The sequence below is a fragment of the Aeromonas sp. FDAARGOS 1416 genome, assembly GCF_019048085.1.
Taxonomy (GTDB): domain Bacteria; phylum Pseudomonadota; class Gammaproteobacteria; order Enterobacterales; family Aeromonadaceae; genus Aeromonas; species Aeromonas veronii.
In genome coordinates this window covers 2,956,523-2,981,346 of sequence record NZ_CP077301.1, presented here as the reverse complement: position 1 = coordinate 2,981,346, position 24,824 = coordinate 2,956,523, and the positions used below count along the sequence as shown (strand labels likewise).

Sequence of the window (24,824 nt, the reverse complement as noted above, 5' to 3'; positions counted from 1 at the left end):
ACGTGATGACCGAGGTCTTCATCGCCATTGGTTCCAACCTGTCTGATCCGCTGGGTCAGGCTCGTCGCGCCGTTGCCGCGTTGGCAAGGTTGCCGGAATCTGTGCTGGTGGAGGCCTCGTCGTTTTACAGCAGCCGCCCCATGGGGCCTGCTGACCAACCGGACTACGTCAATGCCGTGGCCCGGCTCAATACCCGGCTCGCGCCCCTTGCGCTGCTGGATCAATTACAAAAAATCGAGCTGGAACAGGGACGTGTGCGCAAAGATGAGCGGTGGGGGCCGAGAACTCTGGATCTCGATGTGCTGCTCTTTGGCGATCAGGTGATCAACCATGAGCGCCTGATCGTACCCCACTACGGCATGAAGGAGCGGGAGTTCGTGCTGCTGCCCCTTGCCGAAATTGCGCCTGCTCTGGTGCTGCCCTGCGGCACCCCGCTCGCCCGACTGGTTGCCCGCTGCCCGCACAATGATTTGGCCATCATTGCTCCGCGTGCAGACGTACAGGAGCCTCTATGAGCAAGATCACCACCGCCAGCCTGCTGAAGATGAAGCAGGAAGGTCAAAAGTTCACCGCCATCACCGCCTATGATGCCACCTTTGCCAAGCTGTTCGACGACGAAGGGGCCCACGTGCTGCTCATCGGCGATTCACTGGGCATGGTGCTGCAAGGGGGGCAGGATACCCTGGCGGTCAACATGGATGAGATGGTCTATCACACCCGCTGTGTGGCGCGCGGTGCCAGCAAGGCACTGGTGGTCGCCGACATGCCGTTCATGAGCTACGCCACCCCCGAGCAGACTTACCAGAACGCCGCCCGCCTGATGGCGGCCGGTGCCCGCATGGTGAAGATGGAAGGGGGCGACTGGCTGTGTGACTCCATCCGCCACCTCACCCGCAACGGGGTGCCGGTGTGCGGTCACCTAGGCCTCACTCCGCAATCCGTTCATGTCTTTGGCGGCTTCAAGGTGCAGGGGCGCGATGAGTTTCAGGCGCAGGAGATCTACCGTCAGGCCCTCGAACTGCAAGCGGCCGGTATCCAGCTGCTGGTGCTCGAGTGTGTGCCCACTGCGCTGGCCGAGCGCATCACCAAGGCGCTTCGCATCCCGGTGATCGGCATTGGTGCCGGCCCCGCGACCGATGGTCAGATTTTGGTGATGCACGATGCCTTTGGCGTCACCTCCGGCTATGTCCCCAAGTTCACCAAGAACTTCCTGGCCGAGACCGGCGATGTGCGTGCCGCCATCCGCCTCTATGTCCAGCAGGTGAGCGAGGGGAGCTTCCCCGGCCCGGAGCACTGCTTCAACTGATCCTGGCGGTTGCATGATGGGGGCTGCGGCCCCCGTCTCTGCTTGTCAGCCTCGCACAGTTAATCTGTATAGCTAATCCGTATCTTATTGATTCATCTAAAGGTGAACTGCTGATAGCCATGTTCGTGCCCCATCCCGCCCGAGCGCTATCTGTGGATGCAACCCGTCTCTCTTTTTGATTTATCGGAAGGTGAACTGCTGATGTTGGTCGTAAATAATCCCGTCGTTCTGCGTGAGCAGATAAGCCAATGGCGCCGTGAAGGGCGTGCCATCGCATTCGTGCCCACCATGGGCAATCTGCATCAGGGCCACCTGACGCTGGTGAAGGAGGCGCACAGCCATGCCGAGAAAGTGGTGGTCAGCATCTTCGTCAACCCGATGCAGTTCGACAAGGCCGAGGATCTTGCCAACTACCCGCGCACTCTGGAGCAGGATTGCGCTGCGCTGGAAGCGGCCGGTGTCGATATGGTATTCACCCCGACCCCGGAGATCATGTATCCGCAGGGGCTGGCCAGCCAGACCTTCGTCGAGGTGCCGGGTCTCTCCAATCTGCTGGAGGGGGCGCTGCGCCCGGGTCACTTCCGCGGGGTCAGCACCGTCGTCACCAAGCTGTTCAATCTGGTACAGCCGGATGTGGCCTGCTTTGGCCAGAAGGATTACCAGCAGCTGGCGCTTATTCGCAAGATGGTGGCCGACATGGCGATGCCCATAGAGATCGTCGGCGTGCCCACCGTGCGGGCCGAAGACGGGCTGGCGCTCTCCTCGCGCAACGGCTACCTGACTGCCGCCGAGCGGGCCATCGCCCCCGAGCTGGCGCGCACCATGAACTGGATCGCCGAGCAGATTGAAGCGGGTGACCACCACCTGCCCTCCTTGGTGGCGCAGGCCAGCCAACGCCTCGACAACGCCGGTTTTCGTACCGATGCCATCGACATCGTCGATGCCGCTACCCTCGAATCCGCCACTGACGAGAGCGCGCAGCTGGTGATCCTGATGGCCGCTTATCTTGGCAAGGCCCGCCTTATCGACAACCGCGTCGTCACCGTAAAGAAGTAATTCCCCCGATTGTCAGCGGACGCCTTCCCGGGCGTCCGCTGCTTTTTCACGCCTGCACTCTCTTGCATCCCGGCGTTTTGTTCTGCGGCCCTGCCCGCATCCCCTTCGTTTCAATCCACTTTCGGCCTGATGGCCGCTACAGGTATTCATGATGTTTGTCCTGATTACATCGCTTGTTTTCTGTCTGCTCTGTTTTGCCCTGACCCGGATTCCCTCTACTGTGCCGCTCTCGCGCAAGGTACTTGCGGGTCTGCTGCTTGGCGCCCTGTTCGGGCTGGCGCTGCAACTGGGCTGGGGCGCCGATGATGCCGGCGTTCAGCAGACCCTGGAGTGGGTCAATATCATCGGCGGCGGCTATGTCAGCCTGCTCAAGGTGGTGATGATGCCGCTGGTGTTCACCTCCATCCTCTCCGCCATCAACAAGCTGGAGCAGGCCCAGTCCATCGGCAAGATCAGCGCCGTGCTGATCGGCTCCATGCTGACCCTGGTGATGATCGCCGGTGTGGTGGGGATGACGGTGACCCATCTGAGTGGCCTCACTGCCGAGGGGCTGCTGAGCCACGGCAGCGACACTGCTGCGCTGCAACAGAGCATGAGCACCATCGACAGTGCCCAGACTCTGCCGGCCCTGCTGCTCTCGCTGGTGCCCACCAACTTTGCCGCCGATATGGCGGGTAGCCGTGGCCTCTCGGTGATCGGCGTGGTGATCTTCACCGTGCTGGCCGGGGTTGCCCTGCTGCAGTTGAAGGCGGAGCATCCAGAGGCTGGCGCTCGCGCCGCCGTCGCCATCGACACTCTGCAACTGTGGGTGATGAAGATGGTGCGGGTGGTGATTGCGCTCACCCCCTATGGCGTGATGGCGCTGATCGCCCGGGTGGTGGCTCACTATCCCCTGAGCGAGATCCTCAGCCTGCTCGGCTTTATTCTGGTCTGCTACGTCGCCATTCTGGCGATGTTTGCGGTGCACATGGTGATCCTGCTGCTGATCGGCCAGAACCCGCTGCACTATCTGCGGGAAGTGTGGGGCGTGCTCACCTTCGCCTTTATCTCCCGCAGCAGCGCCGCCTCCATTCCGCTCAGCATCGAGACCCAGCAGCGTCTTGGCGTGCCCTCCAGCATCGCCAACTTTGCCGCCTCGTTCGGTGCCAACCTCGGCCAGAACGGCTGCGCCGGTATCTATCCGGCCATGATGGTGGCGATGATTGCCCCCATGCTCGGCATCAACCCGTTTGATCCCCTGTTCCTGCTGACTCTGCTGCCGGTGATTGCGCTGGGCTCCATCGGGGTGGCCGGCGTCGGCGGTGGCGGCACCTTCGCTGCGCTGATCGTGCTCTCCACCCTCAACTTCCCCATCGCGTTGGTGGGGGTGATGATCGCCATCGAGCCGCTGGTGGATATGGGCCGCACCGCTCTCAACGTCAACGGCTCCATCATGGCGGCCATGATCACCAAGCGGTTGCTGGGCAAACAGCAGCTGGCCGAGACGCAGGTGCTGGAGCAGCAGGCCGCCAGCTAACCCCGAGCGTTACCTAATATGAAAGAAGCCCGCAGTTGCGGGCTTCTTTCATATCGGCTGTGTTGCCTTGTAGGCAGACTCGGTTATTCGGCAGAGACGGGGTAACCGGCTCCTTTCCAGGCGAAGATGCCACCCGGCACCCGATAGACTTGCTGATAGCCCTGAGTCACCGCCCAGGCGGCAGCGTTGTGGCTGCGGCCGCACTTGACGAAGCCGCAGTAGATCACCACGGGGCGGGCTTTGTCTTCACCCAGCAGCGCCTGGAACTGCTCCGGTGTACCGCTTCCCTCGACGATCTCGCTCCAGTTGTCGCCAGCTTTGGCCTCTTTCACAAAGACAAAGTTTTTGGCCCCCGGAATGTGCTCTTTCTTGTAGGAGTCCTCATAGGGCATGGTGTCGATGATCACCAGCTCCTCGCCCTTGTCCATCCGGGTCTTCAGCTCGGCCACGGTCAGCAGCTGATAGCCCCCCTGCTGCGCCTCCTGTGCCAGCTGTACAGCCGATTGCTCAAGCTTCACCTCCTGCTCGAACTGGTTGTCGCCACAGCCCGCGAGGGCAAAGCTGGCGGCGATCAGCGAGGCTACCAGAGTGCGGGATCGCAATGTCATCATGTCACTACTCCTTTGGAACGGGAAAAACGGGGCGGGAAGTTCGCAGCAGGGCGCCCGCAAGCGTCAGTAGCAGCAGATCCCGCACAATGGCCTCCGGCAGCGAGCCGAGATCAGCCCTGCCAAGACAGCCGCAAGAGATGTCGAGCCCGATGGCAACGCCATAGCCCAACACCGGAATAAACAGGGCGAGCAGCCCGATCACCAGCCACAGACCCCAGCGCCGGTTGGCGATGACTGCAAGCCCTGCGCAGAGCTCAAGGGCAATCAGCCCCCAAGCGGCGAACGGGATCAGCGGCGGCCAGATCAGGCCAAAGGCGCCGATCTGCTCGATGAACAGGGCGGGGGAGGCCAGCTTGAACCCGGCGGAAGCGAGGAAGAATCCCCCCAACGCCAGATTGGCCAGCATGCGCAGCAATGCAGGCATGTTCTACCTCTTTATAGAGAGGGATGAATTCTAACAATTCCCGATTGAGCCGCAATGACTAAACCCATGCCAAACAAGATAAATCTCGATTTTGCGGTGTAGTGACCAGAATAAGTGCGCTAGACCCTGATGGTGGCGGTTGTGGAGGCGGGTTGTTGTGGTTGTGTCGATTGCTCCCTGTCGTGCTGGTGGGTCAGCAGTTCGGCAGCCAGCTCGATGGCCCGCTCGAGCAGTAGCAGCAGGCTGTCGACCGTCAGGTGATCGAGCCACTCGCGGGCCCAGATCAGGGTCTCCCCCTGCGCGGTCTGATCCAGCAGAAATACCTGCTCGTCACCAAGGTGATTGAGCAGGGGCGTGTTGGGCATGGCGTGGCCCGGCAGCAGCAGATAGATCACCAGATGGCCCTCATCCTCTGCCAGCGTCAGTACCAGTTCGTCGTTGATGGCGAGGGTGGTGGCTGTCTGTTCGGCCACCGGAAGCGGAAGTCCAAGTTGTGTGTACAGGGCGGTGATGAGAGCGTGATACATGGCCAAACCTCGGGCAGGGGGAGAGTGACACCCTATGCGGCTGATCGGTGGCTGCTTATCACTTGTCGTCATTTTTTTAGCGTTTTTGGTCGGAGGGGCGGGTGATTGTGCCGAAATTGTGAGCTGACAGACATCTTTTACGGGTCAGTCCGAATCCTAAAAAAGCGGGACCGTCGCTGACAGGGTGACAAGGGGGGGCGGCGTACGCTGAGGATCTTCTCTCTCATCAACGCAGGTTTCTTGCCATGAAAATTGCCTCCCCGGATATCGATGTAAGCCGTCATCAGCAGACAAGCTCTGATGCTACACCTCCTGCTACTGCTCGCCTTGGTAACGCCAGACTACGGCTGCTGGATGCCGGTAACCGGGAGTTCGAGAGGGGGATCCGCCGTGGTATTGGCCATCGGCAGAGCCCGGAACTCAAGGCGGTCAAGCAGGCAGTGCGGCACTATCAGGCCCAGCCAACGCTTTCACTGGCCGGGCTGGCGAAGATTGAACAGGCGCTGCAGTTCTGGATCGACTCGGGCAAGAACCGCTCTCGTCAGCAGGATCCCGTGTTGCAAAAACTGGTCGATGACATCGCTGTCCGCCGTCAGGCGTTGGCGCAGGGTGGCAAGCCTCCCTCATTTCAGTTGGCGTGGGTCTGCAACGAGCAGGGGAGAGTCAATCAGCCTATCGAGAGTAACCAGCAGATCCGCCAGTGGTGCAGCGAGTTGGCTCGCCTGCAACAGGAGGGGGCCAACGACTTGTTCAAGCGGGAGCTGCAAGGGGGGCTAGACCTGATGTTCGGGGTGAGTGAGGGGATGATGGCGCGACGGCTTGAGCGGGCACCGACCCGTGAAGAGGTCGCAGCAAGCCACGAGTGGCAGCTGTTTTGCGGGACCTTGCGTCAGGCTCTGCCCGCACTGGGTGAGCTCAAGCCCCAAGCCACTGCCGAGGAGAATGGTCGCGATATCCTGTTGACCCACAGTCAGTTGCTGGAGCTGGGCCACCTCAAGGAGGTTCTGGATCTCAGCATTCAGCAGCAGGTGAGCAAGCAGGGGGAGATTGGCCTGCTCAGGACCGAGCTGCTGACCGCGCTGGTGGATGGACTGGATGAGCCGTGGCTTGAGCGCGAGGCGCAGGATAAGGCGCTCTGGCAGGGAGAGGCCGCATCAGGAAAGCACTATCAGAGTGGTGTCCGGGCCGAGCTCAAGAGCCCTCTCTCTGCGGCCAGCAAGGAGCTGAAACCGGGTGAGCCCGTGAGCCAGAAGGCCTTTGGCGGGCTCGGGCTGGTCAGTGCCAGTGCGCTGGTGGAGGCTTTCGCCAAGATCGAGATTGGCAAGTGGGAGGGGCGTCGCGACACGCCGGTAGGAGAGTTTGCCAGCAAGGTGGCCCTGGCTCAGGAGAACAAGGCGAGTGCCAAGGCCGAGCTGGTGATTGGCAAGGCGGAGGGCTCATTGGTATTCAATCCGGTGAACAAGATCGTCAATGATACCGACGGATCGCGCTACACCCCGGGGCCCCATGACCTTAGTCTGCTGCGCATCGGGGCCAGTGCCGAGCTGGTGAGCAGGCTGGGGCTGTCGGTGGAGGGGAGCTGGACTATCGGCAACCTGCTTAACGCCAAGCTGGCAGGCTCGGCCGAGGTGGTAGCCAATGCCAAGCTGGAGGCCGGTGCAGCGGCTATCATGACGCCCAATGGGCCAGTGGTCAGCGTAACGGCCAACGCCTCGGCCTTTGCTGGTATGAAAGCAGAGGGGAGTGCCCAGCTCAATCTGCTCAAGAGTCCGTATGCGGATGCCTATAGCCTTTCGGCCAAGGTACGCGCCTCCGCCAATCTGGGGGTAGGTGCATCGGCCGGTGCCACTGCGGCTTTCGGGCCACAGGGAGCCAAGTTTCATACTACCCTTGGCGTGACACTGGGGGTGGGGTCCGATGTCGGTTGGGAGGGCGGAGTCAACGCCATGGCAACCAAGGCGTATGCACTGGAGCTGGCTGCTCGTGCGGTAAGCAACTTTGATCAGCGCAAAGGGGAGCAGCTAGATGGACTGGCGATGGCGGCAGGGAATGAAAACCGTCTCTTCGAACTGGCCCAGCGGGTCGATAACCGGATTGTCACTCTCGCCACCCAGTTGGAGGAACTGCAGCTGGCGGCCAGCGAGAACCGGATCCGGATGCAGGAGAGCCTGATCGATCCCGATCTCGCTGCTGGTCGCACCGCCATGGCCCTGGCTATCGACGATGCCTTCGGTCAGGAGCGGGTCGATGAGCAGGGGGGCGTCACGGTTCCCGAGCGGGCTGCCGAGCGCAACGAGAAGCTTGAGCTCACCGCCCGGCTGCTAAAGGATCACGCTATCCGGGTCTAGGTCATCCCGAGGCTGGCAGGACAATGAAAACGGGCACCGCGAGGTGCCCATTTTGGCAATCAGTGGCGCAGGCCGGTGCCGCGGGAGATAAGCCACCAGGCGATACCGTAGAGGGCCACGATAAAGCCGATGATGATGAGGTAGGCGGTGCCGAGTGGCACGTCGGAGATACCGAGGAAACCGTAACGGAACGCGTTCACCATGTAGATGATGGGGTTCACCTGGGAGACACCCTGCCAGAAGGGGGGCAGCAGGCTGATGGAGTAGAACACTCCGCCCAGATAGGTGAGCGGTGTCAGCACGAAGGTGGGGATGATGCTGATGTCGTCGAAGGTCTTGGCAAACACCGCGTTGATGAGGCCACCCAGCGAGAAGAGGATCGCGGTGAGCAGCACGGTCACGCAGACGCTGAACAGATGGTGGATCTGCAGCGGCACGAAGAACAGCGACACCAGGGTGACGATGAGGCCGACACAGAGGCCGCGTGCCACGCCCCCGCCCACGTAACCGGCGATGATGACGTAGTTGGGCACTGGCGCGACCAGCATCTCCTCGATATTGCGCTGGAACTTGGCGCTGAAGAAGGAAGAGGCAACGTTGGAGTAGGAGTTGGTGATCACCGACATCATGATGAGGCCGGGCACGATGAACTCCATGTAGGTGAAGCCGCCCATGTCACCTATGCGCGAACCGATCAGGTTGCCGAAGATGACGAAATAGAGGCTCATGGTGATGGCGGGCGGCACCAGGGTCTGGATCCAGATCCGGGTAAAGCGGCTCACCTCCTTGGCCAGAATGCTCTTGAAGGCGATGTAATAGATGGCCAGATTCATGCTTTTCTCCCCTCTTCGACCAGATTGACGAACAGCTCTTCCAGCCGGTTGGCCTTGTTTCGCATGCTCACGACCTGCACCTGCTGGTTCGACAACTGCTCGAACAGGCTGTTGAGTGACTGGCTCTTGTCGAGATCCACCTCAAGAGTGCGCTCATCCGGCATACGGCCGTTGAACTCTGGCACCTCGGGTACGGCAGAACCTGGCGCAAGGTCGAGCAGGAAGGTCTCGCGACCCAGCTTGCCTAGCAGATTCTTCATGCTGGTGTTCTCGATCAGACGACCCTTGTCGATGATGCCGATGTTGCGGCAGAGCATCTCCGCCTCTTCCAGATAGTGGGTGGTGAGAATAATAGTGACGCCCTGCTCGTTGAGATCCTTGAGGAAGGTCCACATGGAGCGGCGGATCTCGATATCGACCCCGGCGGTCGGTTCATCGAGGATCAGCAGTTTGGGCTCGTGCATCAGGGCGCGGGCGATCATCAGGCGACGCTTCATGCCGCCGGAGAGGGTGCGGGCAGGCATGTCGCGCTTCTCCCACAGATCGAGCTGGCGCAGGTACTTCTCGGCGCGGATCTTGGCTTCCGCCTTGGGTACGCCGTAGAAACCGGCCTGATGGGTGACAATCTGGATCACTTTCTCGAACTGGCTGAAGTTGAACTCCTGCGGCACCAGCCCGAGCTGGGCCTTGGCCTGTTCCAGATCGCTGTCGATGTCGTAGCCAAATACCTTCACCTTGCCGGCGCTCTTGTTCACCAGCGAGCTGATGACGCCGATGGTGGTGGACTTGCCCGCGCCGTTCGGGCCGAGCAGGGCGAAGAAATCCCCCTGCCTGACGGTAAGATCGATGCCTTTAAGGGCTTCGACGCCCCCCTGATAGGTCTTTTTCAGGCCGCTGATTTCCAGTGCGTTCATTGCAACCTCTGTGATGGTTGAATCCGGCTCGATACAGAAAAGGCGGCCAAGGCCGCCTGCACAGAGTAAAGGGCGCAAGGCCGCTTCACCCGTGATATTCCTGAACCTGGCTTACTCCTGGGGTACCACTTTGCCGATAAACGGCAGGTTGCGGTACTTCTGGGCGTAGTCGATGCCACAGCCGACCACGAATTCGTCCGGAATGGCGAAGCCAATCCAGTCGACCGGCACCTGCACTTCGCGGCGGGAGGGTTTGTCCAGCAGGGTGCAGATGGCTAGGGATTTCGGCTCGCGCAGGGAGAGGATCTCGCGCACCTTGTTGAGGGTGTAACCGGTGTCGATGATGTCTTCCACGATCACCACATCCTTGCCCTTGATATCGTCGTCCAGGTCTTTGAGGATGCGGACGTCACGGGTGCTGTGCATGCCGGAGCCGTAGCTGGAGGCGGTCATGAAGTCCAGGGTGATGGGCAGCTGGCACTGGCGGCAGAGGTCGGCCAGGAAGATGCAGGAACCGCGCAGCAGCGCAATCATAACGACTTCGTCAGAACCCTGATAGCGGGCGGTGATCTCTTCACCCAATTTGGCGATCCGAGTGGCTACTTCAGCCTCGGAGATCATCACCTCGACGGTGTGTTTCATCACTTACTCCCATAAGGCCAAAGGGGATTTGGCCGTTCATGAATATCAAAACCGATGATTCTACCACTCATGTTGAAGGGTGCTAGAGATACGTGGTGCTTTTATCGGCTTATTTTAATTGATAGAGTTAGCAGGCACTCAGGCATGATTAGTTAAAATACTATAAACACCATAATCAATAACTATTAGATGATAAAAACTATGGAACCACGCGCAGAAATAAGACGTCGTACCCGGCTGTCGCCGGAAGCTCGTCGCTCCCAATTGATGGAATGTGCCATCGAGGTGTTCTCCCGTCGCGGTATTGGCCGTGCAGGTCACGCCGAGATAGCCGAACAGGCCAAGGTCTCTGTGGCTACCGTCTTCAACTATTTCAACACCCGCGAGGAGTTGGTTGATGAGGTGCTGGCCGAGATCGAACGCTTTGTGAACCAGATGCTGTCGCAGGCATACGGTGACCAGGGCTCCATTTTCGACAAGATCCAGCGTCATGTACGCCTCTCTGTCGATGCCGCCTACGATCAACCGGATTATGCCGGTATCTGGCTGGAATGGAGCTCATCGGTTCGGGAAGAGGTATGGCCCCGCTATACCCGGCTGCTCGATCACTGCCTTGAGCTGATCGCCAGCGAGCTGCAAACCGCCATGGATGCAGGGGAGATCACCAGCGTGCTGTCAGCACAGGATCTGGCCCGCTCTTTGACCGGTTTTGGCTATGTGATGATGCAGATGATCAATCAACCTCAGCGCCCGGCGCGACAAGAGGTGACTGATTTCCTGTTCAAGTACGTGACGGCGCCAATTCAGGCTCGCTAACACGGCTTAACGAAAAAACGGCGTCACTCATTGAGTGGCGCCGTTTTTTTATGGCCGAATGTGGCGGTTACCTCAATGGTGGCCATAGCCCCAGCGGTGGGTCAGCTCATGCTCGACACCCAGATGATCTAGGATGCGGGCGACCATAAAGTCCACCAGATCGGCGATGCTTTTCGGCTCATGATAGAAACCGGGCGCAGCGGGCATGATGGTCACTCCGAGCCGTGCCAGTTTCAGCATGTTCTCCAGATGGATCGCCGAGAAGGGGGTTTCGCGGGGCACCAGGATCAGCTGGCCGCGCTCCTTGATCACCACATCCGCTGCCCGCTCCAGCAGGTTGTCCGAGGTGCCGTTGGCAATGGCCGAGACGGTGCCCATGGAGCAGGGGCAGACCACCATCTGTTTGGGGGCGGCCGAACCGGAGGCGACTGGCGAGAACCACTCCTCCTTGCCGCAGGCGACAATCTGCCCCTCCTTGGCACCATATTGGCGACAAAGATAGGCAGAGAGCTCTTTCGGCGAACCGGGCCAATCCTGCTGCTGCTCGGTCTTGAGTACCACACGAGCTGCCGAGGAGGCGAGCAGATAGACCCGATAGTCCGCCTGCACCAGACACTGGAGCAGGCGCAGGGCGTAGGGGGCGCCGGAGGCACCGGTCAGCGCCAGGGTGATCGCTTTGTTCATAGTTCGCCGTGGTAATCCTTGAGGCGGGCGATCAGCTTGTCATGAATGCCACCGAAGCCGCCGTTGCTCATGATCAGAATATGGTCGCCATCGCGGCTCTCGGCCACCAACCGGTTGATCAGGGTCTCCAGATCGTTGAATACCTTGGCCGGACGGGTCATATGGGCCGTCACCTCGCCGAGATCCCAGCCGATGTTGGGGGGTTGGAAGAAGAACACCTCGTCGGCGCCATCGAAGCAGCCAGCCAGCTCCTCCTTGTGAACCCCCAGCTTCATGGTGTTGGAGCGAGGCTCCAGCACCGCCAGAATACGTGAGCCGCCTACCTTGGCGCGCAGGCCGCCGAGAGTGGTCTCGATGGCGGTGGGGTGGTGGGCAAAGTCGTCATAGACACTGATGCCAGCCACCTCGCCTTTGAGCTCCATCCGCCGTTTGGGGGATTTGAATTGGCAGAGCGCCGCAATACCGTGCTCCACCATGACACCGGCATGGCGGGCGGCCGCGATGGCCATCAGACCGTTGTTGACGTTGTGTTCGCCGATGCACTCCCAGTGCACCTCGCCCTGTTTTTCGCCATCCAGCCACACCTCGAAGGCGGAGCCGTCGTCGGCCAGCTTGACCGCCTTCCACTTGGCGTCGTTCTGACCCACTAGCTCCACTTCGCTCCAGCAGCCCATCTTGCGTACGGCGGTGAGGTTGTCATCCGCTTGCGGGAACAGCACCCGGCCGTTGCTCGGCACGGTGCGCATCAGGTGGTGGAACTGGCGCTGGATCGCGGCGAGATCCGGGAAGATATCCGCGTGGTCGAACTCCAGGTTGTTCATCACCAGGGTGCGCGGGTGGTAGTGAACGAATTTGGAGCGCTTGTCGAAGAAGGCGCAGTCATACTCGTCCGCTTCGATGACGAAGAAGGGGGCTGAGCCCAAGCGGGCCGAGACCGGGAAGTTGCCCGGCACGCCGCCAATAAGGAAGCCGGGCTCCAGCTTGGCGTACTCCAGCACCCAGGCCAGCATGCTGGCGGTGGTGGTCTTGCCATGGGTGCCAGCAACGGCCAGTACCCAGCGATCCTGCAGCACGTGCTCCAGCAGCCACTGGGGGCCGGAGATATAGGGCAAATTGCGGTCCAGCACATATTCAACACAGGGGTTGCCGCGGCTCATGGCGTTGCCGATCACCACCAGATCCGGCGCCGGATCGAGTTGGGAGGGGTCATAGCCTTCGGTTAGTTCGATGCCCTGTTGCTCGAGCTGGGTACTCATGGGGGGATAGACGTTGGCATCCGAACCGGTCACCCGGTAACCAAGCTGTTTTGCCAACACCGCCAGACCACCCATAAAGGTGCCGCAGATCCCGAGAATGTGAATATGCATACCGCTTCCTTTCGCAGTAAAGGGAAGTGCGCATTCTAGGGGGTGTTGCGGTGGTGGCACAAGCCGCACTCATGGTGAGAGGCCACAGATGCAGCACTGGAGGCAGAAATCTTGGCGCTGTTGGGATATGCGAGATTGGAATGGGCTGATGGGCTTTATTTGAGGCTTGATATTGTGTCGCACTTTCTTACAATTCTTCGGTTTTGTGACGCACTCTACAGTTTTACGATATTGCCCTTTTCCAAAGGAGAGTCCCCATGGGCAAGTTCCTGCTTTGCTATCTGGTCGGTGGTCTGGTGGCCATCAGTTGGGCTGCGTTGCCCGCTCATGGTCCCTGGGATCAGTGGGACCTCGCGATTTTTCATACCGTCAACGGCTGGCTCGGGCAGTCGGCTCTGTGGGCCGATCTGGTGGCCATCACCAATAACCGGCTGTTCGATCTGGCGGTGCTGGCCTGTATGGGACTGATTCTGGTCCGCTGCTTCTTTGCACGGGATCTGGCGGGTCGTCGCCAGCTGGTGGCGATGGGGATAGTGATGCTGCTAAGTGCACTGGTGATCAACCAGCTTGGTCACCGATTGCCGGTGGAACGACCCAGCCCGACCCTGATGGTGGCCGATGCGCTGCGGGTGACCCAGATCAGCGCTATTCCGACCAAGGACTCTTCCGGTGACAGCTTCCCCGGGGATCACGCCCTGTTCCTGATGATCTTCGCCGGCTACGCCTTGCGCTATCTACCGCGCTGGGCGGGAGTCACCGCATTGCTGATGGTGCCGATCTTTTCCGCGCCGCGCATTCTGGCTGGGGCTCACTGGTTTACCGATGTCTACGTCGGCGCACTGGGGCTGGCGACCCTCTGTCTGCCCTGGTTGCTGCTGACCCCGCTGGCGGATCGGCTGATAGAGCGCATCGCCCCCCGATTGGCCCGGGTGCCGCTGCTGCGCAGTCAGACCCACTGATTGAACGTCGCAAAATAAAACGCCCCGACATGAAAATGTCGGGGCGTTTTGTTATCAACCCGCGAGAGATCCGCCTTGATAGCCGTTCGGGTTGTTGCTTTGCCAGCGCCAGGTATCGACCATCATCTGCTCCAGACCGCGTTCTGCCTGCCAGCCCAGCTCGGCACGGGCCAGCGTTGGCTCTGCCCAGCACTCGGCGATGTCGCCCGGGCGACGGGGTTTGATCTGGTAGGGAATGGGTCGGCCGCTGGCCGCTTCAAACGCCTTGACCATCTCCAGTACCGAGTAGCCCTGACCTGTGCCCAGGTTGTAGGTGAAGACGCCGGTGTCGCTCTTGATGCGTGCCAGTGCTTTCAGGTGACCGATGGCGAGATCCACCACATGGATGTAGTCGCGCACGCCGGTGCCATCCGGGGTCGGGTAGTCGTTGCCAAATACCCCCAGCTCCTTGAGCTTGCCTACGCCGACCTGACTGATATAGGGCAGCAGGTTGTTGGGGATGCCGTTGGGATCTTCACCAATCAGGCCGCTCTCGTGGGCGCCGACCGGGTTGAAGTAACGCAGCAGTACGATAGCCCAGCGGGGATCGGATTTGGCGAGATCGCGGAGGATCTCCTCCACCATCAGCTTGGAGCGGCCGTAGGGGTTGGTGGCGCTGGTGGGGAAATCTTCCCGCAGCGGTACCGAAGCGGGATCGCCATAGACGGTGGCCGAGGAGCTGAATACCAGCCGGAAAACGCCAGCCTTGGCCATCTCTTCGCATAGCACCAGAGTGCCGCTGATGTTGTTCTGGTAGTAGGTGAGCGGGATCTGGCTCGACTCCCCGACCGCCTTGAGACCGGCGAAGTGGATGACCGATTCGATCTGGTGGTTGGCAAACAGCTGCTGCAGGCAGGCTCTGTCCAGCACATCCCCTTCGACGAAGGTGACCGGCTTGCCGGTGATCTGCTCGACCCGCTTGAGTGACTCCGGTGAGGAGTTGGATAGGTTGTCGAGGACCACGACCTGCTGCCCCGCGCCGAGCAGCTCAACCAAGGTGTGGGAGCCGATATAGCCAGCGCCCCCTGTGACCAGTATTGTCATTTTTTATCCCGTGTTCTGGTGAAACTGGGGCCGAGTCTACCCGTCCTGCCCGCTCGGGAAAAGGTTGAGATACCAATGAAGCCCTTTGTGTATCTCAATAATCGAGACTGATATCCCCTTTCGCGGTGCAGGAGCAGGCCAGAGCCATGCCGCTCTCCAGGTCCTGCGCACTCAAGGTCATCACGCTCTGGCGCTCGATGTCACCTGTGGTGGTGCAACGACAGCTGCCACATACCCCGGCGCGACAAGCCGCCATTATGGTTTCGCCCGCCGCTTCCAGTGCCGCCAGCAGGGTCTGACCCGGCAGGATCTTCACCTTTTTGCCGCTCTTTTTCAGGGTCAGCCAGAAGTGGTCGCTGCTGGTTGCAACTGGCGCCGCACTCGATGTAACCGCAGGCAGACCAAACGACTCCTGGTGCAACTGTGGTGCCGGTAGCCCCAGCTCCGCCAGCATGGTGCAAACTGCGGTCATGTAAGGCTCGGGCCCGCACAGATAGACGTGGCGGCTCAAAAGATCCGGTACCAATTCCCGCAACATGTCCGGTGTGAGTCGGCCAACCCAGGGGTGATCAGAAGGGGCTTCTTCTAGAATCAGGGCGTGCCGTACACCAGCATGGGTCGCGGCCAGCGCAGCCAAGTCGTCTGCGAAGATCACATCCTCGGGCGAGCGGGCGCTGTGAATAAAGCGGATATCGGCATCCGGTCGTTTGGCCAGCTCGTCCCGCAGCATGGCCCACATGGGGGTGATGCCAGAGCCGGCACTGAGCAGCAGCGGCCGCTCGCAGGGCAAGGCAGTCAGGTTGAAATCGCCGAACGGGCCATCGGCCCGGATCTCGTCGCCCACTTGCAGGGTCTGATGCAGATGGCTAGAGACCCGTCCCACATCTTTGATAGTCACTTGCCAGCATGCATCCTGCGGGCTGGAGGAGAGGGTATAGGCGCGGCACTCCGGCTGGCCGTCGATCTCGGTGTGCAGGGTGATGCACTGGCCAGCTAGTACCGGTGGGAGGCTGCCAGAAAGCGGCGCCAGCTGCCAGCTCACGACGTCGTGGGTGTTCTGTTGGCGGCCAATGCTGGTGAGCGTGAGAGAGGTCATCACAAGGCTCCTTAGGTTTGAAACGGTTCGAAAAACGTCTGATGAAAAAGCCGGATCCAGAAAAAAGGCGAGCCGGACGGCTCGCCAAACGCTTACAACATGAGGTGCCGATCAGGCCGCCATGATCTCGGCCAAGTCAGCCTCGGCGGTGGTGGTCCCTTTCAGGCCGAACTGCTCCTCCAGCACCTTGAGCAGCGCCGGGGTGAGGAAGGCGGGTGCGGTCGGGCCGGTACGAATGTCCTTCACCCCGAGGGAGAGCAGGGTGAGCAGAATGACGATGGCTTTTTGCTCGAACCAGGAGAGCACAAGCGTCAGCGGCAGATCGTTGACCCCGCACTCGAACGCCTCGGAGAGTGCCAGCGCCAACTGGATGGCGGAGTAGGCATCGTTGCACTGACCCACGTCCAGCAGGCGCGGAATCCCGCCGATGTCGCCAAAGTCGAGCTTGTTGAACTTGTACTTGCCGCAGCCCAGGGTGAGCAGCAGGCTGTCGCGCGGCGCCGCCTTGGCAAACTCGGTAAAGTAGGCGCGCTCGGCCTTGTCGCCGTCACAGCCACCCACCAGGAAGAAGTGGCTGATCTCTCCGGCTTTGACCTTCTCAATCACTGCGGGCGCAGCCTGCATCAGGGCGCTGCGGGCAAAGCCGATGGTGATGAAGTGCTCGATCTCGGTGTGCTTGAAGCCTTCCAGCGCTTGGGCCTTTGCGATCACGGCGGAGAAATCATCCCCCTCCAGATGGGTTACGCCCGGCCAGCCGACGATGGAGCGGGTGAAGATGCGATCCGAGTAGTTGCCCACATTCGGGTCGATGATGCAGTTGGAGGTCATCACCACGGCGCCCGGGAAGTTGGCAAACTCCTTCTGCTGGTTCTGCCAGGCGGAGCCGTAGTTGCCCACCAGATGGGGGTACTGCTTGAAGAAGGGGTAGGCCAGCGCGGGCAGCATCTCGCCGTGGGTGTAGACATGAATGCCGGTCCCCTTGGTCTGCTCCAGAATGAGTTTGAGATCCATCATGTCGTGGCCGGAGACCAGAATGCACTTGCCGGGGATCGGCGTGACCCTAGCCCGGGTCGGCTCCGGATGGCCGAAGGCGCTGGTTTCACCGAGATCCAGCATCTCCATGATTTTGAAGTTGAGTTGACCGATCTCCATGGCGCAGCTGAACAGCCGACCCATTTCGCTCGGGTCTGTGCTGAGCCAGCTCATGATGCGGTGGAATTCGGCGGCCACCTCGTCACTCTGCTGATCCAGCACCCGGGCGTGCTCCATATAGGCGGCCGCGCCCTTGAGGCCGTAGAGGCAGAGCAGGCGCAGCCCCATGATGTCTTCGTTCACCTCGCTCTTGCCCCGATTGGGGGCGGCTGGTGCGGCATGGGCAAGTTGTTCCAGCAGTTCGGCACCGGGTTCGAAGTAAGCGGACTGTGGCAAGTCGTTGACCTGCACCGCCATGGCGGTCAGACGATCGGCCAACTGCTGGCGATAGGCGAGGGCCTGATTGACGTAGGCCACGATGCGATTCGAGTCGAAGTTGACGTTGGTGAGGGTGGCGAAGAAGGCCTTGGGCACGAAGGCATCGATCTCGCGGTCGATGATGCCCTGCTCGCGGGCGGCCAGCGCCCAGGCGCTGAGCCCCTGCAGGGTGTAGATCAGCACATCCTGCAGATCCGAGGTTTCCGCCGTCTTGCCGCACATACCTTGTGCGTAGGCACAGCCGTTGCCAGCCGGGGTACGAATTGTCTGTTCACATTGCACACAAAACATCATGTCTCTCCTAATTGGACATTTCAGTTGTCTGTTTTGTGGCGATTCTATTCCTCTCGCGAAAAACTTAATAGGTATTCAATTTGCCAATTAAGATTCCCTTGATGCAGATCAAAAACAAAAAAAGCCGCCCAAACAGGGCGGCAAGCGGGTGGATAAAAGGAGAGACAACTCAGGTTTGCAACAGAACATAACAATCAGACGGATTGGGCCGTGGTCTGGTCAGGAGCTTTCGGCCCGGTACTTACTCAAGCCAGCATACGTACGCTGTAGTCGGCTTGGTTCACTATCAGGCCAGATAAGCGCGCAGCATCCAGACCAGTTTTTCCTGCTGCTGCACATAGTCGGAGAGGATGGAGGCTGTGCCCTCATCACCGGCTTCGGCGGCCTGGCCCAGAATTCGGCGCTGGGCGACCAGCAGTTCGCGGAAGCTATCCAGCAGGGATTCGACACAGGCGCGGCCATCGTGCAGTCCTTTTTGCTCCGGGATGGCAGAGACTTTCAGGTAGTCACTGAAGCTGTGCATCGGCACGCCATCCAGGGTCAGGATCCGCTCGGCCAGCGCATCGACTTTCAGCAGCAGGTCGTTGTAAATCTCTTCAAATTTCAGATGCAGTTCGAAGAACTGGTTGCCACGGATATTCCAGTGGAAGCCGCGCACGTTCATGTAGAGGATCTGGTAGCTGGCCAGCAATTTGTTCAACTCGGCTGCCAGGGCTTGTGATTGAGCAGTATCAAGACCAATCGGGCTTTTCATCATTCACCTCCAGATTTGGAAATCGGTTTGAAATTCTCTTTCGGAACGCAGTCAGAATAACGCCTTGCAAAATGCAGGGACAATTGCTTGTGCCTAACTGTTTGATAGCTAATGGCTATCAAACAGTACGCAGCAACGGGGGCAATGGATGAGGATTAGGGGAAGTATTTTTCGAGCAGCGCCATCAGGATGGCCTGACACTCGCGGTCCGGTTTGCTATCGACCCTGCTGGCGCGAAAGTGGAGCTGAAAGGCGCCCATGACGGCGCGGCTCTGCTCATCCCACTGGCCAGTCTGGGGCAGGCCATAGCCATAGCGGGCCAGTTGCTGTTGCCACATGGCTGCATCCCAATCGGGCAAGGGGCTGGCCAGTAACTCGGCCACCCGACCTTCATCTGGCCAGGCGCCGACTCCGTACGTCAGATAGAGCTGGCGCCAGGGGAAGTGAGGGCCGGGATCCTGCTTGCGCTCGGGGGCGACATCGCTGTGGCCCAGCACCTGGGTCGGTGGAATCTGGTAGCGGGCGACCAGCTCCCGGCTGAGGGTGCCGACGGCGGCAATCTGCTGCGGGGTATAGGGTTGCCAGCGGCGGGCATCGGGGGCCAGCGGCTCATCTTCTGCTGGATAGCCGAGGTTGACGATCTCGATGCCAAGGGAGCTGGCATTGAGCCCGGCATATTGGTGCCAGCGGCTGCGTCCCGCATGCCAGGCGCGCGCGTTGTCCGGCACCAGCTGATAGACGGTGAGCGGTGTTTCGTGGCTGTCGCGGGGGATCAGGTAGTGGGCGCTCACCTTGTGCTCCGGCTCGGTCAAGAGGCGCAGGGAATTGGCATCATCTTCGTCGGTGTAGTGGAGGATCAGAAAGGCTATCCGCTCGTTCTGGTTGGCGCTCTGATAGCGGGTAGATAGCTGGTACTCGGACGGTGTGCAGGCGCTCAGCAGCAGAACCAGTGGTAGAAAGAAGAGGGGAAGAAGACAGCGCCAGCGCCATCCCCCTGCCACAGTCAGTCTGCTGAGCGTGGGAGGAGTGAGTCGCTGGCACATGTCGAAGGCTCTGCCTGGTCAGTCGCGCGGCTGGTCAGCCGCGGTACTTGGCAGTGAGGCCGATCAGGAAGTTGCGCAGGATCTGATCCCCGCAATCCTGATAGTGCTTGTGATCCTTGGAGCGGAACAGGGCACTGAGCTCGGACTTGGAGAGGTTGAAGTCGGCGAGCTTGAGGGTGCCGAGCATATCCTCTTCCTTGAAGTTGAGACCGATGCGCAGCTTGCGCAGGATCATGTTGTTGTTGATCCGGTTCGGGATCACCTGGGCCGGTGCATCTTCCCGCACGCCGCGGCGGGCGATGATGAAACCGTCGAGGAACTGGCTCAGAGCCGAGTCGGGACAGGCGACATAGCCTGCCTCTTGCTCTTCACCTTCCGCCGCCTCTTTCATCAACCAGCTGTGCAGCTGGGCGTGAGTGACCGTCAGGTTGCCCTTGGCAAACATCTCGACCATCTGGTCGTTGCTGATGGTGAGGGCGTAGCGCAGACGGCGCAGAATATCGTTGTTGGTCATGCTGACTCCTGTGTAAACGGCGCAACTTTACCATCTGGCAGCCCTCGCGTCAGAAAAAGCGGGGGCCGATACAGTTCAGGTCAAGCTCATCAAGCCTTGCCGAGATAGCGGGGCGCCTCCTGGCGCACCAGTTCCAGCGCATCTTGCAGCTCCAGCAGCTCGGGTTCCAGTTCGCTCACCGGCACGCCGTCACGCAGCTGTTGCTCCAGCTGGGAGAGCAGCCGTTGCAGTCCCGGCACCCCGGAATAGGCACAGCCGCCGTTGAGGCGATGGAGCTGGGCCAGCACTTCGCTATCTTCAATTTCGCCCGCCAGCGCGCTATCCAGCACAGGTTCCACTTCGTCAAAACTGGCCAGCAGCATGGTCAGCATCTCTCTGGCGAGATGCTCTTTCCCCGCCGCTTGCCGCACCGCCAGTGCCCAGTCGATCTGTTGGGCACCATTATTCTGGTGGCGGCGATGGGCAAAGTCGGTGATGAGCTGGGCCAGCATGCTCTCGTCGATGGGCTTGGCCAGATAGTCGTCCATCCCCTGCCTGATCAGCCGCTCTCGCTCTCCGGGAATTGCGTGGGCGGTCACCGCCACGATCGGGGTGGTGGTGTTGAGGGACTGGTTGCGGATCGCCTGGGTGGCGCTGATGCCATCCATGATCGGCATCTGGATATCCATGAAGATGATGTCGAATGGCTGGCTCTGTGCCTGTTTGACTGCCTCCTTGCCGTTTTTGCACACCACCACCTGACTCACCATCTCCTTGAGCATGGCGGCGATAAGCTTGAGGTTGGCGGCGTTGTCGTCCACCGCCAGCACCTTGATTGGCTGCAACTGGCGCGGCGCAGGCTGGGCGGGCAGCTTCTGGCGGCTCGATTCCGGCGAGAGCAGGGCGTGCAGCAGCTTGCGGTGGTTGACCGGTTTGGAGAGACAGTGCTGGGCGCCATGGGCCAGCATCGCTTCATAGAGCGACGGCTCGTGGCTGCTGAGCAGTACTATGGTGTTCTGCTGCTGGCCGTTCAGTCTGTCGAGACGGCCGAGCACCTGCTGCGGCGTATGCAGGGTGCTGCTACCGATGATCACCATCTCCTGCTCGCTCATCTCGGGCCAGGGATCATCGCTGGTCAGTGGGTGCACATCGAGGTGCCACTCCGCCAGCAGGGCGAGCAGAGAGGCTTGCGCGAAGGGATCCGGTTCCAGCAGCCAGAGCCGTTTGCCACGGATCCGATCCAGCGGCAGTTGATCGGTCTGGGGCAGGGGGGAGACCTCCACATCCAGACTGAACGAGAAGATGGAGCCTTTGCCGAGCTCCGATTCAAAGCGGATCTGGCCGCCCATCTGCTGCACCAGCTTCTGGGTGATGACGAGGCCCAAACCCGTGCCGCCATAACGGCGGGAGATGGAGGAGTCGGCCTGATTGAAGGCCTGGAACAGCTGATGTTGCTGCTCCTGGGAGATGCCGATGCCGGTATCGCGGATCTGGACGTTGAGCCTCACCTTGTGGTTGCCACTGCCGGTCTGCTCGATATGGACATCCACGTTGCCTTGCTCGGTGAACTTGATGGCGTTGCCGGTGAGGTTGGTCAGCACCTGTTGCAGACGCATGGGGTCGCCGGTGAGGTAGTCCGGTACATCGGCATCCACCCGCAGGGAGAGCTCCAGTTGTTTGTCGTGGGCGCTGGGGCCGAGCAGGTGCATGGTCTCGTTGAGGGTATCGCGCAGGCTGAAGGGGATATGCTCCAGCTGCAACTTGCCCGCTTCCAGCTTCGAGAAGTCGAGGATGTCGTTGATGATGCCAAGCAGGTTGCGCGCCGACTTCTCGATGGTCTGCATGTAGTCGGTCTGGCTCGGGGTCAGGCTGGTTTTCAGCAGCTGGCGGGTAAAGCCGATGACCCCGTTGAGCGGGGTACGCAATTCGTGGGACATGTTGGCCAGAAACTCCGACTTGACCCGCGCCGCCTCCTGCGCCCGCTTCTTGGCCATGTCGAGCTCGACGTTCTGGATCTCTATCTGCTCGAGGGTTTCGCGCAGGTCAGAGGTGGCCTGATCGATATTCTGCTGCATCTCTTCGTGATATTCGGAGAGCGCTTTGGCCATGGCGTTGATGCCGTTTTTCAGCATATCCAGCTCGCCGGTGAGCTGGCCGCTGACCCGGGTATCGAGCCGCCCCTCCCTGATCTTGTGCACCGCCTGCACCATGTTGGTGATGGGTTGGGTCACACTCTTGACCAGCCGGAAGCCAAACAGGGTACTGAAGGCGACCCCGATGAGCACCATGATCACCGCAAAGAAGGTGTCGCGGTACTGCAGCAACATGGCCCTGTCGGTCGCCATCTGCATCGAGATGTAGCCGATCATCGGCGGCTCTACATCGCTGGGTAGCGGGAAGCCATCCAGACTGGTTTCAGCCTGGATCGGGGTGCGCAAAATGATGTCATCCCCCTGAAACGTCACGCTGGTCAGATCCGGAATGGGCTCGCCATCGGGCAGTCTGAGCCGGGTGAAATCCCGGTGATAGTTCGAGGTGACGAACAGCTGGTTGTCCTGGGTGAAAACCGCGATGGACTTGATGAAGGGGGAGTTCTTGCGGTGGGTCAGGCCAATCAGCCGCTTGAGGGATTCGCGACTGTGCTGGGTCATCCCGTATTCACTGGCGATCGCCAGCGGTTCGATGATGTTGATCCCCTGATCAATGAGGTTGTTTTCCAGCTGCTGGTAGCGGTGGAAGGTGAAGTAACCGGCCATCAGGCCACCGATGATCAGGGTCGGCAGGATGGTGAAGGCGAGAACGCGTGCTCTCAGGCCATATTTGGTCATACGAACAGGCCACCAGTGAACAGGGTTGGCGATAGGGTTGATGGCAATACACGGGCTCTGTGGCCGTATTTGGTCATACTATTATTCTTGTGGGACAATACCCGGCAGCAGATTCCACAATCATGACATAGCCACCTATAGGCACCAAGTTTTATGGCCCAGTTTTTCAAGCCCCAAAAGAAGTCCACTCAGCTCCAACGCATTGAATTTACGATAGACACCCTCGATCACCACTGCGTCGGTATCGGTCGCCATCAGGGCAAGGCGATCTTCGTCGAAGGGGCGCTGCCCGGCGAGACCGTCACGGCACGCATCACCGAAGAGAAAAAACAGTATGGTCACGCCGCCTTGCAACAGGTGGTCACCCCGGCGGCCAACCGTATCGCCCCCTTCTGCGGCCACTATCGCGAGTGCGGCGGTTGCAGTGCCCAGCACATGTCGGTTGCCGATCAGCAAGCCGCCAAGGCGGCCGGACTGGTCAGCCTGTTCGAGCGGTTGGGCAACATCAAGGCGCCTGCACTGGAGCCGGTACTGACTGGTGAAGATCGTGCCTATCGCCGGGTCTGTCGTCTGGCCATCAAATTTGACAAGAACGGTCGCTGCACCCGGGTCGGTTTCCGCCGTCGCAACAGCAACGATCTGGTGGAGATCGACAGTTGCCCTGTGCTGGCCGAGCCGCTCTCTGCGCTGATTGCCCCGCTGCGTGAGTGCCTCAATCGCCTCAAGAGCCAGCGCGAGCTGGGTCATGCCGAGCTTATCCAGGCCGAGCAGGGGATCATGATGCTGCTGCGTCACACCGGCCGTCCCAATGAGGCGGACCGCGCCCTGCTGGTGGAGTTTGCAAAAGCGCAGGGGATCGACCTCTATCTGCAGGCGGCCGATGATCGCATCGAAGCGCTGCAGCAACAATTTTCCCCATCCTACTCGCTGGATGGCCTGTCTCTTGCATTTGCTCCCGGTGATTTCATTCAGGTCAACGGCCCCATCAACCAGAGCATGGTTGAGCAGGCGCTGACATGGCTCGGGGCGAGCAAGGATGACAAGGTGCTCGATCTCTTCTGCGGTATCGGCAACTTCACCCTGCCGCTGGCCCGTCAGGCTCGCGAAGTGGTGGGTGTGGAAGGTGAACTGGCCATGGTGCGGCGGGCCGAAGAGAACGCCCGTCGCAACGGCATCACCAATGCCCGTTTCTACAAAGCCGACCTGAGCGATGACATCGTCGGCATGTCCTGGGCGCGTGAAGGGTTTGATCTGGTGCTGCTGGATCCGGCTCGCCCCGGCGCGCTGGAAGTGATGGGACACGTCGTGAAACTTTCACCCAAGCGGGTGGTCTACGTCTCCTGTAACCCGGTCACTTTGGCGCGGGACAGTCAGGTGCTGGTGAAAGGGGGTTACCGTCTGGTGCGCCTCGGCATGCTCGACATGTTCCCTCACACCGGTCATCTGGAGTCCATGGCGCTGTTTGAACGGGAGTAAATGACTCATCCGTTCGGCGATGCGGATATGTAATCTGGCATGTCTGCGGCTGTTTGAGCTGGTGTGGTATATGAAGTAATCCTGCTCATCAGTACGGCGATGCGGATATGTAATCTGGCGTGTCTGCGTCTGTTTGAGCTGATGTGATTGGGGTAATCTAGACCCTCGTCGTTCGGCAGGGCCTGTTGGCGCGCTCTATTGTCTTTCTGGACAATATGCCTTGAAAAGTGCGCTGGATATCCCCATTTGAGGCAATCTCATGAGGGGGGAAAGTGACAGCTTTC

At 60.3% G+C, this 24,824-nt stretch carries 23 protein-coding genes; 8 read left to right on the top strand and 15 right to left on the bottom strand.

Annotated elements, in window-relative coordinates; translation table 11 throughout:
• Window positions 1-5 precede the first annotated feature (5 nt).
• From folK to I6L46_RS13250, 4 genes are all read left to right on the top strand, one after another.
• Window positions 6-515, top strand: a complete 510-nt coding sequence (folK, locus tag I6L46_RS13265) for a 2-amino-4-hydroxy-6-hydroxymethyldihydropteridine diphosphokinase (protein WP_216978056.1) — start codon at window positions 6-8, stop codon at window positions 513-515.
• Window positions 512-1,306: a 3-methyl-2-oxobutanoate hydroxymethyltransferase gene (gene panB, locus I6L46_RS13260; protein WP_005335640.1), complete on the top strand. Its 795-nt coding sequence runs from the start codon at window positions 512-514 to the stop codon at window positions 1,304-1,306. The genes folK and panB overlap by 4 nt, the downstream gene beginning before the upstream one ends.
• A gap of 201 nt (window positions 1,307-1,507) precedes the next feature.
• Window positions 1,508-2,362 carry a pantoate--beta-alanine ligase gene (panC, locus tag I6L46_RS13255; protein ID WP_019445357.1) on the top strand — a complete coding sequence of 285 codons (855 nt, stop codon included), beginning with the start codon at window positions 1,508-1,510 and terminating at the stop codon, window positions 2,360-2,362.
• A 148-nt stretch (window positions 2,363-2,510) separates the two neighbouring features.
• Window positions 2,511-3,878, top strand: a complete 1,368-nt coding sequence (locus I6L46_RS13250) for a cation:dicarboxylase symporter family transporter (protein ID WP_216975900.1) — start codon at window positions 2,511-2,513, stop codon at window positions 3,876-3,878.
• 83 nt (window positions 3,879-3,961) lie between these two features.
• Here I6L46_RS13250 and I6L46_RS13245 read toward each other — a convergent pair whose 3' ends face one another.
• The 3 genes from I6L46_RS13245 to I6L46_RS13235 form a co-directional block, all read right to left on the bottom strand.
• Window positions 3,962-4,489 carry a rhodanese-like domain-containing protein gene (locus I6L46_RS13245; protein ID WP_069554929.1) on the bottom strand — a complete coding sequence of 176 codons (528 nt, stop codon included), beginning with the start codon at window positions 4,487-4,489 and terminating at the stop codon, window positions 3,962-3,964.
• Window positions 4,490-4,493: 4 nt separating this feature from the next.
• Window positions 4,494-4,913 (bottom strand): MauE/DoxX family redox-associated membrane protein, encoded by a 420-nt coding sequence (locus I6L46_RS13240; RefSeq protein ID WP_216975898.1) that lies wholly within the window; start codon window positions 4,911-4,913, stop codon window positions 4,494-4,496.
• A 119-nt stretch (window positions 4,914-5,032) separates the two neighbouring features.
• Window positions 5,033-5,440: a hypothetical protein gene (locus I6L46_RS13235; protein WP_216975896.1), complete on the bottom strand. Its 408-nt coding sequence runs from the start codon at window positions 5,438-5,440 to the stop codon at window positions 5,033-5,035.
• 245 nt (window positions 5,441-5,685) lie between these two features.
• Between I6L46_RS13235 and I6L46_RS13230 the strand changes: the two genes are divergently transcribed.
• The gene (locus tag I6L46_RS13230) at window positions 5,686-7,788 is read left to right on the top strand and encodes a hypothetical protein (protein WP_216975894.1); all 2,103 of its coding nucleotides are present in this window, start codon (window positions 5,686-5,688) and stop codon (window positions 7,786-7,788) included.
• 59 nt (window positions 7,789-7,847) lie between these two features.
• On the opposite strand, the gene I6L46_RS13225 is transcribed toward I6L46_RS13230, so the two are convergent.
• The 3 genes from I6L46_RS13225 to hpt form a co-directional block, all read right to left on the bottom strand.
• Complete coding sequence (locus I6L46_RS13225) at window positions 7,848-8,621, bottom strand: ABC transporter permease (protein ID WP_005362866.1); 774 nt, start codon at window positions 8,619-8,621, stop codon at window positions 7,848-7,850.
• Window positions 8,618-9,535, bottom strand: coding sequence for an ABC transporter ATP-binding protein (locus tag I6L46_RS13220; protein ID WP_005354634.1), 918 nt, complete (start codon window positions 9,533-9,535; stop codon window positions 8,618-8,620). The genes I6L46_RS13225 and I6L46_RS13220 overlap by 4 nt, the downstream gene beginning before the upstream one ends.
• A gap of 111 nt (window positions 9,536-9,646) precedes the next feature.
• Window positions 9,647-10,177, bottom strand: coding sequence for a hypoxanthine phosphoribosyltransferase (gene hpt / locus I6L46_RS13215; protein ID WP_042010962.1), 531 nt, complete (start codon window positions 10,175-10,177; stop codon window positions 9,647-9,649).
• Between the two features lie 201 nt (window positions 10,178-10,378).
• On the opposite strand from hpt, the gene I6L46_RS13210 reads away from it, so the two are divergent.
• On the top strand, window positions 10,379-10,993 hold the full coding sequence (locus tag I6L46_RS13210; protein WP_042079938.1) for a TetR/AcrR family transcriptional regulator: 615 nt from the start codon (window positions 10,379-10,381) through the stop codon (window positions 10,991-10,993).
• Window positions 10,994-11,065: 72 nt separating this feature from the next.
• Here I6L46_RS13210 and I6L46_RS13205 read toward each other — a convergent pair whose 3' ends face one another.
• The gene (locus I6L46_RS13205; RefSeq protein ID WP_069529846.1) at window positions 11,066-11,677 is read right to left on the bottom strand and encodes a flavin prenyltransferase UbiX; all 612 of its coding nucleotides are present in this window, start codon (window positions 11,675-11,677) and stop codon (window positions 11,066-11,068) included.
• Window positions 11,674-13,044 carry a UDP-N-acetylmuramate:L-alanyl-gamma-D-glutamyl-meso-diaminopimelate ligase gene (gene mpl / locus I6L46_RS13200; RefSeq protein ID WP_216975891.1) on the bottom strand — a complete coding sequence of 457 codons (1,371 nt, stop codon included), beginning with the start codon at window positions 13,042-13,044 and terminating at the stop codon, window positions 11,674-11,676. The genes I6L46_RS13205 and mpl overlap by 4 nt, the downstream gene beginning before the upstream one ends.
• A gap of 257 nt (window positions 13,045-13,301) precedes the next feature.
• Here mpl and I6L46_RS13195 point away from each other — a divergent pair, with 257 nt between their 5' ends.
• The gene (locus I6L46_RS13195; protein WP_216975889.1) at window positions 13,302-14,003 is read left to right on the top strand and encodes a phosphatase PAP2 family protein; all 702 of its coding nucleotides are present in this window, start codon (window positions 13,302-13,304) and stop codon (window positions 14,001-14,003) included.
• A 54-nt stretch (window positions 14,004-14,057) separates the two neighbouring features.
• Here the strand turns inward: I6L46_RS13195 and galE are convergent, their stop codons facing one another.
• From galE to barA, 7 genes are all read right to left on the bottom strand, one after another.
• The gene (gene galE / locus I6L46_RS13190) at window positions 14,058-15,086 is read right to left on the bottom strand and encodes a UDP-glucose 4-epimerase GalE (protein ID WP_216975887.1); all 1,029 of its coding nucleotides are present in this window, start codon (window positions 15,084-15,086) and stop codon (window positions 14,058-14,060) included.
• Window positions 15,087-15,180: 94 nt separating this feature from the next.
• Window positions 15,181-16,182 carry a hybrid-cluster NAD(P)-dependent oxidoreductase gene (locus tag I6L46_RS13185; RefSeq protein ID WP_216975885.1) on the bottom strand — a complete coding sequence of 334 codons (1,002 nt, stop codon included), beginning with the start codon at window positions 16,180-16,182 and terminating at the stop codon, window positions 15,181-15,183.
• A 111-nt stretch (window positions 16,183-16,293) separates the two neighbouring features.
• Complete coding sequence (gene hcp, locus I6L46_RS13180; RefSeq protein ID WP_216978055.1) at window positions 16,294-17,943, bottom strand: hydroxylamine reductase; 1,650 nt, start codon at window positions 17,941-17,943, stop codon at window positions 16,294-16,296.
• A 289-nt stretch (window positions 17,944-18,232) separates the two neighbouring features.
• A complete protein-coding gene (locus tag I6L46_RS13175; protein ID WP_005362843.1) occupies window positions 18,233-18,700 on the bottom strand; it encodes a Dps family protein in 468 nt (155 codons plus the stop codon).
• Between the two features lie 155 nt (window positions 18,701-18,855).
• Window positions 18,856-19,743: an N-acetylmuramoyl-L-alanine amidase gene (locus I6L46_RS13170; protein ID WP_216975867.1), complete on the bottom strand. Its 888-nt coding sequence runs from the start codon at window positions 19,741-19,743 to the stop codon at window positions 18,856-18,858.
• 34 nt (window positions 19,744-19,777) lie between these two features.
• Window positions 19,778-20,257, bottom strand: coding sequence for a DUF1456 family protein (locus I6L46_RS13165; protein WP_005335594.1), 480 nt, complete (start codon window positions 20,255-20,257; stop codon window positions 19,778-19,780).
• Between the two features lie 89 nt (window positions 20,258-20,346).
• Window positions 20,347-23,064: a two-component sensor histidine kinase BarA gene (barA, locus tag I6L46_RS13160; RefSeq protein ID WP_100645154.1), complete on the bottom strand. Its 2,718-nt coding sequence runs from the start codon at window positions 23,062-23,064 to the stop codon at window positions 20,347-20,349.
• 153 nt (window positions 23,065-23,217) lie between these two features.
• Between barA and rlmD the strand changes: the two genes are divergently transcribed.
• Window positions 23,218-24,540: a 23S rRNA (uracil(1939)-C(5))-methyltransferase RlmD gene (gene rlmD, locus I6L46_RS13155; protein WP_216975865.1), complete on the top strand. Its 1,323-nt coding sequence runs from the start codon at window positions 23,218-23,220 to the stop codon at window positions 24,538-24,540.
• Window positions 24,541-24,824: the final 284 nt, after the last annotated feature.

Excerpts from the sequence above, each read along its gene's own strand:
- folK (WP_216978056.1), top strand. The coding sequence starts at position 6 with ATGACCGAGGTCTTCATCGCCATTGGTTCCAACCTGTCTGATCCGCTG.
- panB (WP_005335640.1), top strand. The coding sequence starts at position 512 with ATGAGCAAGATCACCACCGCCAGCCTGCTGAAGATGAAGCAGGAAGGT.
- panC (WP_019445357.1), top strand. The coding sequence starts at position 1,508 with ATGTTGGTCGTAAATAATCCCGTCGTTCTGCGTGAGCAGATAAGCCAA.
- I6L46_RS13250 (WP_216975900.1), top strand. The coding sequence starts at position 2,511 with ATGATGTTTGTCCTGATTACATCGCTTGTTTTCTGTCTGCTCTGTTTT.
- I6L46_RS13245 (WP_069554929.1), bottom strand. The coding sequence starts at position 4,489 with ATGATGACATTGCGATCCCGCACTCTGGTAGCCTCGCTGATCGCCGCC.
- I6L46_RS13240 (WP_216975898.1), bottom strand. The coding sequence starts at position 4,913 with ATGCCTGCATTGCTGCGCATGCTGGCCAATCTGGCGTTGGGGGGATTC.
- I6L46_RS13235 (WP_216975896.1), bottom strand. The coding sequence starts at position 5,440 with ATGTATCACGCTCTCATCACCGCCCTGTACACACAACTTGGACTTCCG.
- I6L46_RS13230 (WP_216975894.1), top strand. The coding sequence starts at position 5,686 with ATGAAAATTGCCTCCCCGGATATCGATGTAAGCCGTCATCAGCAGACA.
- I6L46_RS13225 (WP_005362866.1), bottom strand. The coding sequence starts at position 8,621 with ATGAATCTGGCCATCTATTACATCGCCTTCAAGAGCATTCTGGCCAAG.
- I6L46_RS13220 (WP_005354634.1), bottom strand. The coding sequence starts at position 9,535 with ATGAACGCACTGGAAATCAGCGGCCTGAAAAAGACCTATCAGGGGGGC.
- hpt (WP_042010962.1), bottom strand. The coding sequence starts at position 10,177 with ATGAAACACACCGTCGAGGTGATGATCTCCGAGGCTGAAGTAGCCACT.
- I6L46_RS13210 (WP_042079938.1), top strand. The coding sequence starts at position 10,379 with ATGGAACCACGCGCAGAAATAAGACGTCGTACCCGGCTGTCGCCGGAA.
- I6L46_RS13205 (WP_069529846.1), bottom strand. The coding sequence starts at position 11,677 with ATGAACAAAGCGATCACCCTGGCGCTGACCGGTGCCTCCGGCGCCCCC.
- mpl (WP_216975891.1), bottom strand. The coding sequence starts at position 13,044 with ATGCATATTCACATTCTCGGGATCTGCGGCACCTTTATGGGTGGTCTG.
- I6L46_RS13195 (WP_216975889.1), top strand. The coding sequence starts at position 13,302 with ATGGGCAAGTTCCTGCTTTGCTATCTGGTCGGTGGTCTGGTGGCCATC.
- galE (WP_216975887.1), bottom strand. The coding sequence starts at position 15,086 with ATGACAATACTGGTCACAGGGGGCGCTGGCTATATCGGCTCCCACACC.
- I6L46_RS13185 (WP_216975885.1), bottom strand. The coding sequence starts at position 16,182 with ATGACCTCTCTCACGCTCACCAGCATTGGCCGCCAACAGAACACCCAC.
- hcp (WP_216978055.1), bottom strand. The coding sequence starts at position 17,943 with ATGTTTTGTGTGCAATGTGAACAGACAATTCGTACCCCGGCTGGCAAC.
- I6L46_RS13175 (WP_005362843.1), bottom strand. The coding sequence starts at position 18,700 with ATGAAAAGCCCGATTGGTCTTGATACTGCTCAATCACAAGCCCTGGCA.
- I6L46_RS13170 (WP_216975867.1), bottom strand. The coding sequence starts at position 19,743 with ATGTGCCAGCGACTCACTCCTCCCACGCTCAGCAGACTGACTGTGGCA.
- I6L46_RS13165 (WP_005335594.1), bottom strand. The coding sequence starts at position 20,257 with ATGACCAACAACGATATTCTGCGCCGTCTGCGCTACGCCCTCACCATC.
- barA (WP_100645154.1), bottom strand. The coding sequence starts at position 23,064 with ATGACCAAATATGGCCTGAGAGCACGCGTTCTCGCCTTCACCATCCTG.
- rlmD (WP_216975865.1), top strand. The coding sequence starts at position 23,218 with ATGGCCCAGTTTTTCAAGCCCCAAAAGAAGTCCACTCAGCTCCAACGC.